Origin of the sequence: Paenibacillus sp. FSL K6-1096, from assembly GCF_037977055.1 — a bacterium.
GTDB lineage: Bacteria > Bacillota > Bacilli > Paenibacillales > Paenibacillaceae > Paenibacillus_AQ.
In genome coordinates this window covers 3,412,516-3,428,479 of sequence record NZ_CP150274.1, presented here as the reverse complement: position 1 = coordinate 3,428,479, position 15,964 = coordinate 3,412,516, and the positions used below count along the sequence as shown (strand labels likewise).

Here is a 15,964-nt window from a genome sequence, read left to right as displayed (position 1 = left end):
TTCCTTTACATATATTATCAGGTTAGCGTAATGTTCTAAGTATAGTGCCCTGCGCACAAACGCATTTGCCTCTACCCGCAGTAGAGCCGAAAGGAAGTTAGCCTTGTTTGAGACGTTGCTGCTCAATTTTCTGTTCATGCTGTTTCCCGTGCTGATCTTTCTGATTTTCTTTGAGAACAGGCCCCATGCCTATAACCGGAAGATTCTTGTGCTGCTCACAGCTATTACCATGATCCTGTGCATCGCCAAGCCGATTCGGCTGGAGAGCGGATTCATCTTTGACCTGCGGTACGTTCCGTTTATTATTACAGCCTTGTACGGAGGGTACAAACACGTCCTTCCCTTATATCTGATTCTGAATGTGTACCGTTTCTATGTCGGCGGCGAAGGAGTGGTACAGTCGCTGCTGTTCTCAACGGCGGTTCTGGTTCTGGTGCCTGCGCTGAGCAAGCGGTTCCTCCGTTCTAAGCCCAGAGGGCGGATGATCTGGGCGACTGGCCTTGTGATCCTCACGATGGGCTGCTATCTGATTGTCCTGAGCCTGATCCTGGGCAAGCTGGATATCCAGTACTGGATGCTGGTCGTCAACGCCTTAACCATCCATGCCGTTGTCATGGCGGTCCTGATGATTCTGCTGGAGCAGATTCTGTTGAACCTCAGGAACCGCGAGCGGATGATGCAGTCGGAACGCCTGAACGTGGTCAGCGAGCTGGCGGCCAGCGTCTCGCATGAGATGCGCAACCCGTTAACCGTGACCAGCGGCTTCCTCCAGCTGCTGAATCAGTCGAAGGGCCTCACTCCTGAGGAGAAAAGCTATATCGAGCTGTCGCTGCTGGAGCTGAGCCGGGCGGAGAAGATTATCAGCGACTATCTGTCTTTTGCCAAGCCGCAGTCCGAGAACCGGGTCTACTCCAATCTCCAGGCTGAGTGTGAGTACACCAAGAATGTCATCCTGCCCTATGCCACGATCCATAAGGTTGCCGTTGAATTCAGCTTCAATAATTCACTATTTACCCATTACGACCGCAACCAGATGCAGCAATGCCTGATTAATCTGTACAAGAATGCCATTGAAGCGATGAAAGAGACGCAGGATGCGGTTCTGTCGATTGCTATTACCGAGAGTGAGCAGAACATCCTCATAACCATCCGGGATAACGGCATCGGGATGACGAAGGAGGAGCTGTCACGCCTGGGCAAGCCCTATTACTCCACCAAGGAGGAGGGCACAGGTCTGGGAATGCTGATGGCTTATAATGCGGTCCACAAGGTAGGCGGGCATATCCGGGTCCAGAGTGAAAAAGGAAAGGGAACCACCTTCCGCATCATTATCCCTACATAACCCCAGGAGCCAGTGGGAAAGTCACCGTGAACATGATAAAGTAACTGTTAGAGGAATGGATTTATTAACCGGGAGGCTAAGCGGCAATGAGAGAAGAATTAATTGCACAACTGAATGCCTGGCATGAGGCAGATGAATTTGAAGAGATCGTATCACGCATCAAAGAGGTGCCGACACCTTTGATTGACGATGAGCTGTCGGTTCATCTCGGGCGGGCGCTCAATAATCTGGGCCGGTATAAGGAAGCGCTTAAATGGTTCAACAAGACGAAGGAGAAGAGCAAGAAAGACCCGCTCTGGCACTTCCGCGTCGGGTATGCCTACTATTATCTGAATGAATACGATAAAGCGATCAAGGCCTTCGAGAGGGCCCATAAGCTGGACCCGGAGGATCAGGATGCGATAGAGTTCCTGGAATGGAGCCGGAATGAAGCGGCGGCGCTGGCAGATACGGAAGATTATGAGGATGCAGAGGATGCGGAAGAGGCTTCCGGCACAGAGGACGGGACTTCGGAAGAGACCAAGCGCTAGAAGCTGGAAGGGAAGCCGGCATTGACAGTCCGGCGGTCCGCAGCCTACAATAATACACAATCTTACAATCGGGGTGAACAGGATGCCATACCGTACCGTTACAAGTAACTAGTTCCCGGGCTGGGTAGAACGCGTACCAGCCGCCAAGGGGGAAGTCTGCCCTTTTGGCCAAGTAACTAGGAACCTTGTACGGTGTCTGGATGGTTATTCTTGTTGTAGCCGGGACACTGGTTATTCCGCGCGGGAACCAACCTGCTGATGCAGGCGGCTAACGCGTATGGAATGGCGGGCGGTCCCGGCTTTTTTGCATACCTATTAATAGATTGGAGATTGTTAATGATGCTGCGTAAATGTCTTGTACACCTCAAAGGGTGGATTGCTCTATATATTGTCCTCGGTTTCTCCATTCAGCTCGCGGGCAGCCTGGGGATTGTTGTGTTTCAGAAGGTGCTGGATCAGGCGGCAGGCGGGAGGGCCTTCGGCGATATCCTGATCTGGATTATCATCTACGGGGGATTGCTCGGGTTAACGGTGGTGCTGAATTATGTGGATGAATATCCAAGCGCGCACCTGTCGAACAGTATCACGGAGAGGCTGAAGATCATGGCCCTGTCCAAAATCTCCCGAATGGACTACTCCGCTTACCAGAACATGGGCACCGGCCAGATGATCAAGGTGATCGAGAACGGTGCGGCTGCCGGTAACAGCATTTTGTTTTCTTTTATTCTGCATACGCTGCATGAGCTGCTGCCTGCCATTCTCTTCAGTCTGATCTTCATCAGCTATTACGACCTCAGTATCATGCTGGTGATTGCGGGCGGTTACGTGGTGATCTTCGTGCTGACGAATGTGCTGCTGAAAACTCTCTACCGGATCAAAGAATCCGTTCTGAGGGAGCAGGAGAAGATGTCCCGGTACGGCGTTCGCGGCTTCATGGAGCTGGTGGTGTTCCGTACGAACAAGAAGTACGCGCAGGAGATCGCCAGACTGGACGAATCGGCCCGGCAGATCATCGGTCAGAGTGCCCGGCTGCAGATGGTGCATGAGGCTTTTTTTGCCTTGTTTGAATTGTTCATCACGGTGATTAAGGTGATTATTCTGCTCTACGGGGTGAAACAGGTGGTCTCCGGTCAGGCCTCGGTCGGGGTGATGGTGGCGCTGTTCATGTTCATTGAGAAAATATACACGCCGATTGCCATCTTCAACGTCCTGTTCGTCGGATACAAGCTGAACCGGGTCACCTATCAGCGGTTCGAGGATTTCCTGAATGCCCCGGAGGACCGCAATCTGGAGCAGGGCAAGGAAGTCACCGCGCTGCGCGGCGGGATCGAATTCAGGGAGGTCACCTTCAGCTACGGAGACCTTCCGGTGCTGGACCGGCTGTCCTTCTCCATCGCGCCCGGCACCTCGGTGGCGCTGGTGGGTTTAAGCGGCAGCGGCAAGTCAACGGTCATTAAGCTGATTACAGGCCTGCTGAAGAAAAGCGGCGGCGGGCTGCTGGTGGACGGGACGGATATCGATGAGCTGCGTCTGAACAGCTACTATGACCACATCTCCTACCTGTCGCAGGACAGCCCGATCTTCGATACCTCGATCCGGGGGAACATGGTATTCGACCAGGAGGTCCCGGATGAGGTGCTGTATGCGGTGCTGGACAAGGTCCATCTGAAGGAGAAGGTGCTGGATCTGCCGGAGAAGCTGGAGACGAGGGTCGGCGAGCGGGGGCTGAAGCTGTCGGGCGGCGAGCGCCAGCGGCTGGCCTTCGCCCGGGCCATCCTCCAGCAGCGGAAGCTGATCATCCTGGATGAGCCGGCGTCCGCGCTGGACAATGTGACCGAGGCCCGTCTGATGGAGACCGTATTCGCCGAGTTCCGCGGCAGCACGGTGATCATCATTGCCCACCGGCTGAACTTCATCTCCCGGGTGGACCAGATTCTGGTCCTGGAGCGGGGGAAGCTGGTTGGGGAAGGCGATTTCGCGACGCTGCTGCGGGACAACGCCCCCTTCCGCCGCTTATGGAATAACGGGCGGGGGCAGGTGGAATAGGGGCGGGCCTGGTGAGGGACTGCTGGCGGAGACTAGCTGGATGACTGCTGGTGGAGACTGCTAGTACTGCATGAGATTTAAACGTGTGAAAGCTACTTTTAACTCATCGCTTGCTGAGGGTTGCCATGCTCGATTAAGGTGTAAGGGGTGGGCTTAATTGCAGTCTGTGCAACTAAATCGCCGAATGTGCCGCTGAATCTCTGCTTAGCTGTATTCCGTGCAATTAAAATGGCTCTACACCTGGATTTTCTTCCATCCGGACAAATGTAGTTGTACAGAATACATTTAGAAGCGGCAAGGTATCTGTTTCACTGCTTTTTAGTAGCACACAATACACTTATCTCTGATTATTCGCTACGAATGCAGCTTCATACCTCACTGCAACTGTCCGTCTGCCGATTGCATTATGTACAGCAGAATTGGTGATTTCACCTGCTATATAGCAATCTGTTGTAAATCGTGCAATTGGAATCAGCATATTTGCCCGATAACACTAACTTCGCTGAAATCTGCTGTACAGAGTGCAGCAGATTCGATAATGCGGCCGATTTCAGGTCGATCCATTGCAGGAAATGCAATTGGCCGACATCCGGCAGGGTATGGCCGCCAGCTCTGAACGGCTGTCTACTCAGAGGCAGCCTAAGCAGTGCGGGACGCTTCAACCTCTGGGTCGGGCCGTTCAGATTCGTCCTGCCGGATCGGGCGGCTACTTCGTGAGCGGGTTCATCCGCACCTGTGCGCCCTTGCCGCTGGTCTGCAGCCCGGAGGCCTTGCTTCCGGCCTCCTTCAGGTCGGCGACCAGCCGCTCCAGTACAGCCTTCGCAGCGGCGGCCTCCTTCGCGCCGGAGGACTTTACGACAAGCTGCACCGGCTTGCCGGAGCGTAAGTGCTTGTCCGCCTGACGCAGCTTCGTGTCGTAGTCATGCTCTTCAATATAAGCGGTGAAGCGCAGCTCCTTCACCTTCTCACTGCTGCCTCCGCCGCCTTGCGGGCGGCTGGCAGTCCCTTTGCGGGCCGCCTGTGCAGCAGCCTTGCCTGTGCCCTTGGCCACCAGGCTGCAGGGCGGCGGGCTGCTCATCAGCGAGGTGCAGACGAGGTCGGCCCCTGCGGCTCTGGCCATGGACAGCGCCTTGTCCCGGGATACGGTGCCCAGCTTCTCGCCCTTCAGTCCGGTCAGCTCGACCTCGGCGGCCCGGATCTGTTCATTAATCAGTACAGCCACGGATATGAATCCTCCCTTAATCAAGTATGATATAGCTATCATATCCGGAAGCGGACCTGTCTTCAATACGGGCCGCCGGATGACGGCCGCGCGGATTCTTCAGTTGAGCCGGACGGGCCCGGAGGTTATACTGAGTGGGACGCTACGCGTTAAGCGCTTTATTTTCAGGAGGGATTAGAGATGTCTGGCCAAATGAGTTCAAGAGTGGAAGGTCTGGAGCTGGTTCTGGAACGTGTATTCGATGCACCGCATGAGCTTGTATTCACCGTATTCTCCGAGGCAGAGCATCTGAAGCAGTGGTGGGGTCCGCGCGGCTGGACTGTTCCCTTCTGCAGCGTGGATTTCCGTCCGGGCGGAGTCTGGCACTATTGTATGAAGTGTGTGGATGAGCAGCAGGGTGAATTCTTCGGAATGGAGTCCTGGGGCAAGGGTGTGTACCATGAGATTCAGAAGGGAGAGCGCTTCGTCTACACCGACTACTTCTCGGACGCTGAAGGGAATGAGGCGGAGGGTATGCCTTCAACCCTAATCGAAATGCGCTTTGAACAGGCGGAAGGGAACCGGACGAAGCTGGTCTGCCGGTCGAAGTACGATTCCGGGGAAGCGCTCCGCACGGTGATGGACATGGGCATGATCCAGGGGATTACCGAGACCTGGGACCGTCTGGAGGAGTACCTTCAGGCCATTCAGTAGCTTTAAGGCGAAATAGAAATGAACGATTGGAGAGGTTGTCCTGGTGCCGGATTGGGCTGGGGCAGCCTCTTTTTTGCGCGGAATTATGGTTTCTGTGCGCTGGCGCTTGTTTTGTTTTCTGTTTTTCCGGTGAAATGGGTAATAGTGACAGAACTAGGGAGGCCAAAAAGTATGGATAAGACATTGCTTGCACAAATCAAGCGTTGGCATGAACAGGATGAGCACCAGCAGATTGTAGACCGTATTCTGGAGATTCCGGCAGAGCAGAGGGGATATGAGCTGACCAGCCAGTTAGGCCGGGCCTACAATAACCTGGATCAGTACGAGGAGGCACTGGCGCTGCTGCTTAGTGTGGCGGAGGAGGGGGCGGATGATCCGCTGTGGCATTTTCGCATAGGGTACTCCTATTATTATCTGAGGCAGTATGAGCAGGCGGTTCAGGCCTTTGCGCGGGCGGATGAACTGGAGCCGGGAGACGGAGATTTCCAGAGGATGCTGGAATATAGCCGGGAAGGTGCACAGCGTGAGTCGAGAGAGCAGGCCAGACGTACAGAGGCGATACATAATGCAAAATTGCTTAAAGAGAGCGGGAGCAGGGACCTTGGGTCTTTCCTGGACTACTGTGCGGATTTCTGGGATGACAGCGACTACGCCCTGAAATCTTATGTGTCTCCGCTGCCCAGCGACGAGCTGATTGCTTCGGTTGAGGAGGAGCTGGGTTATAAGCTGCCGGCCTCTTACATCGCGATGATGAAGCAGCATAACGGGGGGATTCCGCGCAATACCTGTTTTCCGGTGAGTGAAGCTACGTCCTGGGCGGAGGATCATGTGGCGATCTCAGGGATTGCCGGCATCGGCCGCGACAAAAGCTACTCCCTCTGCGGGGATTTGGGCAGCCGCTTCATGATCGAGGAGTGGGGGTATCCCGATATCGGCGTGGTCTTCGGCGACTGTCCTTCCGCAGGCCATGATGTGATCATGCTGGATTACCGCCACTGCGGGCCGGAAGGTGAACCCGAGGTCATTCATGTAGACCAGGAGGGCAACTATGAGATTACGTTCCTGGCTCCCGACTTCGAGACCTTCATCCGCGGGCTGGTGAACGATGAGGTGTTTGATACCTCTGAAGAGGACAAGGAAGATGATCTGAAAAAGGTAGCGTCCGGTGTGTTCTCCCCGTTATTGCAGGAGCTGTGCGGCAAGGTTACGGAAGTGGACGATATAGAGGGCATCATCCGCAGGATCTGCACCTCCATTGTCGAGGACAAAGGGTATTTCGCGCTTCATGCTGACGAGCGCTCCACCTTGATGTATGATCTGCAATTCTGGCTCTACACCAGCGTCTATCCTGAGACCAGCCGGGATCAGTATCTTGAGGTCTATAGCAAAATGATTGCCTTCGGCGGTGAATTCAGTACAGGCGGGTATGCGCCGGGCTTCATTACGGACTGGCTGGATGACCGTATCCGCCAGGGTATGATCGTGAACACCGGCGGGAAGCTCCGGTTCACGGACGAAGCAAAGGCGCAATTCCTTCAGAGGCTGAAGGAGGCGGAACCGGCGGGTGCTGCGGATGTGAAGCCTTTTATCATCGTGGATCAGGATAACGGCGGCAAATCCGTAATTCTGACCGCAGGCAGCTATAAGACGGAGGTATTCGCGGAGCGGGAAGACGAAGGCTTCGAGGGAGGCGGATATGACTGGGCCTCTCTGGCCGCAGTATTCCTGGAGGAGCGGATGCCTGAGCTGGCCCAGCTCATCCGCTTCGACCCGGAGGCTGATATGTTCTGCGCCTACTCCTCAGACGGCGATGCGCTGGTCAAGTTCGCTACGGCCTTCAAGCGTGCCTGTGAGGACGACGAGCTGATCCGCGATCTGTTCTCGCGGGCGGAGCTGGATTAGGAGTAATAGATGGGACTGCCTTCTTTCGGAGGCGGTCCCTTGCTTTTATCAGGGTATGAAGTCTGACCAATCCGGCCAGCCAAGTGATATGAATGTGGGGAAGCGTGGTGGATAGGTGTATTTCGTGCATTTAAAAGATGGCAAAATGCCAGAATTACTGGAATAAGTGTATTCTGTGCATCTAAAATTCTCCACAAGTACCGTTTCACACCAAATGGAGGATTTTAACTGTATGAAACACAATTAAACCACCTTCAGAGCAAAGAACGATTGTTATAGTTGTACGGAATGCAGCTAAGTCTCAGTCAGTGTTCTGGAAGGCTGTGTCATAGCGTAGCTTTCTTAAAGGTCATGTTTCTTCTCTTCCCACTCTAAAACGGATTTTAGCAAACTAAGCGCCATTTTCTGATCTTCCGAGGGGCGCTCAACCAGTAACTCTATAATCTGACTAAGAGCATCCTTTTGCTCCATGGGTCCAATATAGCGGAACAGCTCCTGTAGCGATATGTTTAACCCTGTAACGACCTTCTCTAAGGTCTCAAGCGTCAAGTTCTTTTCTCCGCGTTCAACTTGACCCACATAATTAGTATGTAGACCTGACCGTTCTGCAAGCTGCTCTTGCGAGAGGTTCATTTCTTTACGTAATCTTCGGATGCGTTCTCCGATTCTTTTTATGAGCTCGGGTTTGGATTCATCTGTCATCTTTTTTTTCTGAGCTATCCAGCGTAGTTACCACTTCCCGGTTGATCTTAGTGAGCGCCAATATTTCCTTTGTACTCCTGCTACTTATCAAAGTCATATGTTCATCTAACGCCTTCCGGTGGTCGGTATAATCCTCGAAACGGAAAATTTCTTCAGCAGGGATTTGGAAGGCAGCTATTATTTTCTCCAGGGTCTCCAAAGAAATATTACGGTCTCCACGTTCCACCCCACCTATATAGCTGTAGTGAAGTGACGCAGCTTCCGCCAGTTGTTCCTGGGTCCATCCTTTTGCTTTTCTAAGCTCGCGTATCCGAGTTCCTACACTTTCTGGTAAATTCATGGGATCACCTCCACTTAAGGTTAGAAGAGGTATGTTAACCATTACAGATCATTAAAGGCAAAGTAATTTCTTCATTATAAGTACTTAAAAGTACTATTTATGTTGACCAAATATATATTAGGCTATACAATTAACTTAAAATGGAAAACAAGGAGACTCACCCATGCGCCCTTCTATCCTAAAATTACTCAATCCGGACATTATCGTTGAAATGTTGGAAATGGCAAATCGCTTAGAGGATTGGGACAAGATGCTGAATACGGCAGGTATTCTGTACAGCTATGCGCAGTGTATTTATGAGGAGCGGCTGTATCATAAGGCCAAAGGGATTCCGGTACCTCTTATGGACATGCAGCGTCCGCTGGTCTATTATTTCGGGTTCAGTCATCTGATGCGGGGCATCGCTTATCAGAAGCAGCAGAAGTATGACGACGCTAGAGAGATGATATACCGCTATGCTGAGCTTGGCTGGATGGAGGATTTAGGGGTCGAAGGGGAGGCAATTGCCGAGGAGTTCAGAGGCTTGGCGCGTGCTAACCTGTATATGGTGGATATTCTCTTAGGGAAGATTGGACTGCTGGAGAAATATTGCTGTTTTTTGGAGGATAATCCCGAAGAACTGCTACCCGGACTTGGTGCAATCCTTCAGGCTGCTACTCAGTATGGGCTTGATGTCAAAGATTTGCTGGATCGGTACGCAGAACAAAGTGCGGGGTTTGGAGCGTACGAGGATAGAGATAATATCTCGTATTATTGCTGCTATTGTTATCACTTGGCGATTTACCATAAGCAAGCGGGCAGAATAAGGGAAGCGCTGGACTGGACGGTGCAAGCCATACAACTAGCCCACCAGTCCAGACACGATAGCAACTTCAAGCGTTGTCTGGCGTTATTTGAAGCGCTGCGTGAGAGAGTAACGGCAGAAGAGAGCAGAAGGTATGATGAGGTACTGGCAGATTGTCTGGCGCAGGTTGTTCTAGAGCTTCCTGAACCTCCACCTGCGGGGGTGCCGATCTAACGGTTTTTTCTCCCTAAAAGATAGATCAATCCACCCAGCAAAAATCCGCTGACTACCCCTTCCTGAGCTTCATGGAAGAGGTATTCAAGAGCAGCCCCTCCTGCAGGAGTGAGCTGCTGTTTGAGCTGCCTCAATGTAACAATCTTACGGTTTCAAAAGCACCCGATGCACGCCTTGGCTTCCTCCCGGTGCGGTTCCGAGATATAAGTACTCTCCTTGGCTTACTGCGGTGGTGATGCCGTACAAGGTTCCTTCAGGATCATGCCAGCTGTTCACAAGGTCGCCTTCGGGCCCATATTCTGCGACAAGTCCGTGCTTCACCGGCGCACTTGCTCCATTTAACAAGGACTGCGGAACTTTTGACATCGTCGCTGCTACCCAGGGATGACTATGCATGTAATCGGCAAAAGCCAGACGGGTTGTGAACACTCCTACCCAGAAATGTCCCTGTGCGTCACGGGTGATATTGTCCGGGAACCCTGCCAGATTCTCAGCGAAGATATCCGAGGTGCCTTGCTTCGGCCCCTTTAGCCAATATCGGGTCAACTGGTAATGGTACGATTCGGCTACAAGCACGAAATCTTCTTCGGCAGACAATACAACCCCATTGGCAAAATATAAATCCTTCAGCAGAACGGTCGTCTGTTTGGTCTGCGGATCATATTTCAACAACCGTCCATGCGGTTTGTTCTCGGCAATTTCTTTGAACATGACCTTACCGTAATTAGAGGTATCGGAGAAATAAACTGATCCGTCTTGCGCGATGTCCAGCTCATTCGCCAGGTAGATTGGGCCTCCATCTACTTCAGTGGTGAGCACCTCAATCTTTCCATCCGGGTCAACCGACAGCAGCCCCTTCTGAATATCCGCCACAATCAAATTTCCGGCAGCATCCATTTTCAGCCCGTTAGGCGTACCGTGGGTATCGGCGAACACTTCGGCCGGCTGCGCCTTGCCTTCCGCATCGAAGGCCACTCTGTAGATTTTGCCGTCAGAGTCGCCTGTATACAGCCGCCCTTCGGCATCAAAAGTAATGAATTCCGGGAACTTCGCGCGGTCTGTCACAAGTTCTGCGGAGCTAAGCCTGTTGTTCTCTTTCCAGGGGCCTTCCTTCTCCAAAGAAGGGGCGGCAGGTGCAGACCACACAGCAGGTTCTACCGGCGCAGGCATCAGTAGGAATGCGGCTATTCCCAGCACAATTACCCCGAGCAGGATCAAGCCCCATCTGCAAATGTGTTGACCGGCGGTACGTTTACGTGGATTGGTTTCTGTGGACATTATTTATCCTCCTTAGATGTAGGGCGAAGCATACCCCCGACCAGCCTCAGACTTTGTCTGCGGGTCATGAACCGGGTAATCTGGGCACTTAAATAATTGCGGATTCCAGGAACAACGTACTGTTTCCCTCTGGCCATAGCACGCAGCGTAAGAGCCACTACCCGCTCCGGCGAGTCCTTTGCGCCGCCGACAGAGGCATCCTCCGTTCCGACCACATTGAAGAAATTAGTCTCTGTCGAACCTGGACACAGGGCGAAGAACTGCACGCCACGGTTACGGTTCTCCCACCATAAGGCGTCCGTAAAAGACAGGACAAACGCTTTGGTCGCCCCGTAGACGGCCATATAAGGCAGCGGCTGAAAGCCTGCGGTAGACGATACATTGATCACAGCACCTGCTCCTCTGTGGAGCATTCCGGGGAGGAAGAGATGCGTCATGTCGACTACAGCGGCTACGTTGAGCATAACCTCTTCATGCTGGCGTTCGCCGGAGACCTGCTCGAACAGGCCATGGGTGGCAAAACCCGCATTGTTCACCAGCAGGTCGATATTCAGGCTAAGCTGCTGGCATTGCCGGTACAGCTCTCCGGCAGCGTCTTCGACGGATAGGTCCAGGGGGATAACCCGGCACTCAACTCCATGCCTTTGCGTCAATTCGGCTGCAAGCGCACCCAGTTTGCTTTTGGTTCTGGCTACAAGCACCAGATGACTGCCTTCTTTAGCTAATTGTCTGGCGAACTGTTCGCCGATTCCCGAAGAGGCTCCGGTGACCAATGACCATTTCCCTTTAATATTCATCATTTCTACTCCTTCTGAATCAATGTTTTGTTTTGGTAACAATGTTACCTACGTGAACCATAGTAACTAAGACATCGCACATGTGTCAATCTTTTTTTCAGCGTGGTGGGTGAATTGACAAGCTTTGAGCAAATGTTTAGAATTCCTGTTAGAACCCGGTAACTCTGTTGCTGGTCAATAACATGATAACTGAATGAAGGTGATTCTTATATTTAACGAAGACAAGTCCCCGCCATCTACAGGCCGTACAATAAAAACCTATCAGGAAGCCCGTCTGCAAAATACGGAAAATCTCCGTAAGCATGTGGTGGATGCAGCCGCAGTTATCCTGCAGGAAGAAGGGCCGGAGGCCGTCACTGTGCGCAGAGTATCGCAGAAGATGGGCTGTTCCACCAAAATCATCTACAGTCTGTTTGTCAATAAAGAGGGCCTGGCCCAGCAGTTGTATCTGGAGGGCTGCAAGCTGCTGGCCCGGCGGTTTGAAGAAGTGCCGCCGTCCGCTGACCTCCGGCAGCATCTGCTGGATCTGGGCGAAGCCTTCTGGCAGTTTGGACAGGATTACAGCAGCTACTACAAACTGATGTTTGGTGGGGCTTTTGCCGAGTTCAAGCCGGATGCGGAGAGTATGCAAGGAACCATGACAGCCTTAAGCCGTTTGCTTGTTCTAATTAGTACAGCCCAGCAGCAAGGCCAGATTTCGGATCAGGAAGAGACCGGGACCCTTGTCGGAACGATATGGGCATCGCTGCACGGTGTAATTCACCTGTACATGGGCGGGTTCCTGGGTGATGCCCTAGCTGCCCATGCCGTATACAAACAAACAATGGCTTTGCTGTCCCAAGCCTTGTTTACGTCGTCGGGGTCAGGCAGAGGAGTGAACAGCAAATGATTGCACTAATCTTGGCAGCGGGGTATGCGACCCGCCTGTATCCGTTAACAATAGACACACCGAAGCCGCTGCTGCCGGTTCAGGGGGAGCGGACCATTCTCGATCTGCTGGTGGCGCGCCTGGAGTTGCTGGAGGATATCGCGGAGATTCTTATTGTCACGAATGAGCGGTTCTTTCCTGCTTTTGAAGCGTGGGCCCGGAAGAGCGGGCGGAGGAAGCCGGTGCGTATTCTGAATGACGGCACGACTTCTCCTGAAGAACGGCTGGGGGCGATTGGCGATATCCAGTTCGTGCTGGAGCGGGAGCGGGTGGAGGACGATCTGCTGGTTCTGGCCGGGGACAATGTGCTGGGGTTCGGGCTTGAGGGATATTTGGACTATTTCCGCAAAATGAACACCGACTGTATTCTCGTCCGCACGGTAGATGACCCGGCAGAGCTGCGGAGGATCGGCGTAGCGGAGCTGGATGCGCAGATGCGGGTGGTGTCGCTTGAGGAGAAGCCGCCGCAGCCCCGCTCGAACATCGGGGTGTTCGCACTCTATATCTATAAGCGGTCTACGCTGCCGCTGTTCTCCCGCTATCTGGCCGAGGGGGGCAACCCGGATGCGCCGACTTATTTCCCGGAATGGCTGCATTCCCGCCGGGAGCTACGGGCTTATTACACGGACGGGACGATAGAGGATGTTGGCACCCCGGAGGCTTATGAGCAGATGCGGGCCAGGCTGGAAGGTCAGGCAGAATAGTATTGAGTTGCAGAGCCGCAGGGCTTGGAGATAAAGCACGGGTACAGAGGGGGATTTGCTCTGCCCGTGTTTTTTGGCTGTTCAGAGCGAGCGTATGCGAAAAACCGACTACATTGCGCCGGGTGGCGGCGAGCGGCGGAATATAATCGAAAAACCGATCACATTGCGTCAGGTGGCGGCGAGCGGGCGGAATGTAATCGAAAAACCGACTACATTACGCCGGGTGGCGCTGTGCGTGCGCAATATAATCAAAAAACCGATCACAATGTTCAGTGGCGGGGACACAGGGGCCGAACGAATACGAAAACTAACTTTGCCCCCTTATCAAGGATATAATCTGCCAGATTACCAGAATTCCATCTAGTCAAAAAAGTAAATAATTGTTATAGTTACTAATGTAAGCGCTTGACCAAAAATCATCACGGGAAATTACATACGGATAGTGGGCGGATACCGTGACTACGGACTGCGGGCTAAGAATCAATAAACAATGAATAAGGAGGAAGACAGGATGAAATTTAGAGTCAAAGCTATTCAATCGGTTACCCAATGGGCCGCGATCGGGCTGCTGGTCGTATCGTTGTTCGGCGGCTCCCTTGCGGCGGGCGGTGAGAAGGTGTATGCCGCTGATTGCTCGAACGGCTACGTGGCCTTGACGTATGATGACGGGCCGAATGCAAGCACCACGACGAATCTGCTGAACGCGCTGCAGCAGAACGGTCTGCGCGCCACGTTCTTCAATGTCGGGCAGAAGGCGCAGAGTAATCCTTCCCTGGTGCTGGCCCAGAAGAACGCAGGGATGTGGATTGGCAACCACTCCTGGTCCCATGCCAATCTGACACAGGTGAGCACCGCCCAGGCTACATCAGAGATTACACAGACGCAGCAGACGCTGCAATCCATTACCGGCACCGCGCCGAAGCTGTTCCGTCCGCCGTATGGTGCGACCAATGCGGCCCTGAAGTCGATTCAGGCCCAGAACGGTCTTACCGAGGTGCTCTGGAATGTGGATTCCCAGGACTGGAACGGAGCGGGAACCTCCCAGATTGTGGCCGCTGTCGGCACGATGAAGAATGGCGATGTCATCCTGATGCATGACCAGTATCAGACAACGCTCCAGGCGGTTCCGCAGATTGCACAGAATCTCCAGAACCGCGGCCTGTGCTCCGGCATGATCTCACCAAGCACCGGCAGGGCGGTTGCGCCTGACGGCGGCAACACCGGCCCGAGCCCTACGGTAACGAAGGTGGAAGCGGAGAGCATGACCAAATCGGGGCAGTACACCTCGAATATCAGCTCTCCGTTCACGGGAGTTGCGCTGTACGCGAACAATGATTCGGTGAAATACACCCAGTATTTCGCCAGCGGCACCCATAGCTTCTCACTCCGCGGGGCTTCTAACAACGCGAATATGGCCAGGGTGGACTTGAAGATTGGCGGGGTGACGAAGGGGACCTTCTACTATGGCGGAAGCAGCCCTGCGGTCTATACGATCAATAACGTCAGCCACGGAACGGGCAATCAGGTGATTGAGCTGGTGGTCACCGCCGATGACGGGACCTGGGATGCTTACCTGGATTATCTGGAGATCAATTAGCACGCATACACATATTTAAGGGGATGCCCCGGACAGCCGTAGATGGCTGCCGGGTCATCCCCTTCTTTCGCTTCAGCTTCGCCCGGCCAGACCCCGGATTTGCTCAGGATCACTGCTGCACAGCACCTTCAGATGAGCAGTAATCTTCTCGGGGGTCCAGTCCCACCACTTCAGCTCCAGCAGCAGGGCGACGAGCTCGTCATCGAAGCGCTGCCGCAGAATCCGGGCGGGATTGCCTCCGGCGATATGGTAGGCGGGAACATCCTTGGTGACGGTAGCATTAGCCGCGATGATGGCCCCGTCACCAATGGTCACTCCGGGCATAATGGTGGTATTCTGGCCGATCCAGACATCGTTGCCGATGATGGTATCGCCTTTGTAAGGCAGGTCTGCCAGTTCAGGAGTGGCCTGCTCCCAGCCGCCGCCCATAATGTTGAAGGGGTAGGTGGTCACCGAGCCCATCCGGTGGTTGGCGCCGTTCATGATGAATTCGGCCCCTCTGGCGATGGCGCAGAACTTGCCGATCACCAGCTTGTCTCCGATGAACTCATAGTGATGGGTGACACGGCTCTCGAAGGTCACCGACAGGTCGGGTTCATCGAAGTAGGAGAAGTCTCCGGCGGTGATATTAGGACGGGTCAGCGTATTTTTGATGAAGCGGACCTGGGGGATTTGCGGATTTGGATGGAGGTCATTCGGATTTGGTCCTGTCGAAGGCATAAGGTCCCACCTTTCCTGGCATATTGTATGCAAATAGCTGTTGTATCATAATTATAACCCAAGCCTGTCGGCTAAGTGACAAAAACGTCACGCAAATGAACCCTGGTTCGATGGTTGCCAGTCCCGACCGCAGCTATGATATGAG

15 protein-coding genes are annotated in these 15,964 nt (G+C 53.5%); 9 read left to right on the top strand and 6 right to left on the bottom strand.

Going from position 1 to position 15,964, the window contains the following annotated elements:
- The first annotated feature begins 103 nt into the window (after positions 1-103).
- The 3 genes from MHI24_RS15195 to MHI24_RS15185 all read left to right on the top strand — a co-directional run bounded on the left by MHI24_RS15195 (position 104) and on the right by MHI24_RS15185 (position 3,918).
- Entirely contained in the window at positions 104-1,342 is a 1,239-nt protein-coding gene (locus tag MHI24_RS15195; protein ID WP_340026428.1) for an ATP-binding protein, read from the top strand.
- Positions 1,343-1,428: 86 nt separating this feature from the next.
- A complete protein-coding gene (locus MHI24_RS15190; RefSeq protein ID WP_340026427.1) occupies positions 1,429-1,872 on the top strand; it encodes a tetratricopeptide repeat protein in 444 nt (147 codons plus the stop codon).
- 336 nt (positions 1,873-2,208) lie between these two features.
- Positions 2,209-3,918, top strand: a complete 1,710-nt coding sequence (locus tag MHI24_RS15185) for an ABC transporter ATP-binding protein (protein WP_340026426.1) — start codon at positions 2,209-2,211, stop codon at positions 3,916-3,918.
- A 706-nt stretch (positions 3,919-4,624) separates the two neighbouring features.
- Here MHI24_RS15185 and infC read toward each other — a convergent pair.
- Positions 4,625-5,140 (bottom strand): translation initiation factor IF-3, encoded by a 516-nt coding sequence (gene infC, locus MHI24_RS15180; RefSeq protein ID WP_340026425.1) that lies wholly within the window; start codon positions 5,138-5,140, stop codon positions 4,625-4,627.
- 180 nt (positions 5,141-5,320) lie between these two features.
- On the opposite strand from infC, the gene MHI24_RS15175 reads away from it, so the two are divergent.
- Together MHI24_RS15175 and MHI24_RS15170 are read left to right on the top strand one after the other, a co-directional pair.
- Positions 5,321-5,833, top strand: coding sequence for an SRPBCC domain-containing protein (locus MHI24_RS15175; RefSeq protein ID WP_340026424.1), 513 nt, complete (start codon positions 5,321-5,323; stop codon positions 5,831-5,833).
- 171 nt (positions 5,834-6,004) lie between these two features.
- Complete coding sequence (locus tag MHI24_RS15170) at positions 6,005-7,735, top strand: Imm51 family immunity protein (protein WP_340026423.1); 1,731 nt, start codon at positions 6,005-6,007, stop codon at positions 7,733-7,735.
- A gap of 342 nt (positions 7,736-8,077) precedes the next feature.
- Here MHI24_RS15170 and MHI24_RS15165 read toward each other — a convergent pair whose 3' ends face one another.
- Together MHI24_RS15165 and MHI24_RS15160 are read right to left on the bottom strand one after the other, a co-directional pair.
- Entirely contained in the window at positions 8,078-8,437 is a 360-nt protein-coding gene (locus tag MHI24_RS15165; RefSeq protein WP_340026422.1) for a helix-turn-helix transcriptional regulator, read from the bottom strand.
- Complete coding sequence (locus tag MHI24_RS15160) at positions 8,427-8,777, bottom strand: helix-turn-helix transcriptional regulator (RefSeq protein ID WP_340026421.1); 351 nt, start codon at positions 8,775-8,777, stop codon at positions 8,427-8,429. The genes MHI24_RS15165 and MHI24_RS15160 overlap by 11 nt, the downstream gene beginning before the upstream one ends.
- 163 nt (positions 8,778-8,940) lie before the next feature.
- Between MHI24_RS15160 and MHI24_RS15155 the strand changes: the two genes are divergently transcribed.
- The gene (locus MHI24_RS15155; protein WP_340026420.1) at positions 8,941-9,795 is read left to right on the top strand and encodes a DNA-binding protein; all 855 of its coding nucleotides are present in this window, start codon (positions 8,941-8,943) and stop codon (positions 9,793-9,795) included.
- A gap of 144 nt (positions 9,796-9,939) precedes the next feature.
- Here MHI24_RS15155 and MHI24_RS15150 read toward each other — a convergent pair whose 3' ends face one another.
- Both MHI24_RS15150 and MHI24_RS15145 read right to left on the bottom strand, forming a co-directional pair.
- Positions 9,940-11,073: an SMP-30/gluconolactonase/LRE family protein gene (locus MHI24_RS15150; RefSeq protein ID WP_340026419.1), complete on the bottom strand. Its 1,134-nt coding sequence runs from the start codon at positions 11,071-11,073 to the stop codon at positions 9,940-9,942.
- Positions 11,073-11,870 (bottom strand): SDR family oxidoreductase, encoded by a 798-nt coding sequence (locus MHI24_RS15145; protein ID WP_340026694.1) that lies wholly within the window; start codon positions 11,868-11,870, stop codon positions 11,073-11,075. Before MHI24_RS15145 ends, MHI24_RS15150 begins: the two co-directional genes overlap by 1 nt.
- A gap of 193 nt (positions 11,871-12,063) precedes the next feature.
- On the opposite strand from MHI24_RS15145, the gene MHI24_RS15140 reads away from it, so the two are divergent.
- The 3 genes from MHI24_RS15140 to MHI24_RS15130 all read left to right on the top strand — a co-directional run bounded on the left by MHI24_RS15140 (position 12,064) and on the right by MHI24_RS15130 (position 15,099).
- Entirely contained in the window at positions 12,064-12,759 is a 696-nt protein-coding gene (locus MHI24_RS15140) for a TetR/AcrR family transcriptional regulator (RefSeq protein WP_340026418.1), read from the top strand.
- Positions 12,756-13,502: a nucleotidyltransferase family protein gene (locus MHI24_RS15135; RefSeq protein ID WP_340026417.1), complete on the top strand. Its 747-nt coding sequence runs from the start codon at positions 12,756-12,758 to the stop codon at positions 13,500-13,502. The genes MHI24_RS15140 and MHI24_RS15135 overlap by 4 nt, the downstream gene beginning before the upstream one ends.
- Positions 13,503-14,013: 511 nt before the next feature.
- Positions 14,014-15,099: a polysaccharide deacetylase family protein gene (locus tag MHI24_RS15130; RefSeq protein WP_340026416.1), complete on the top strand. Its 1,086-nt coding sequence runs from the start codon at positions 14,014-14,016 to the stop codon at positions 15,097-15,099.
- Positions 15,100-15,171: 72 nt separating this feature from the next.
- Here the strand turns inward: MHI24_RS15130 and MHI24_RS15125 are convergent, their stop codons facing one another.
- Entirely contained in the window at positions 15,172-15,819 is a 648-nt protein-coding gene (locus MHI24_RS15125; RefSeq protein WP_340026415.1) for a Vat family streptogramin A O-acetyltransferase, read from the bottom strand.
- Positions 15,820-15,964: the final 145 nt, after the last annotated feature.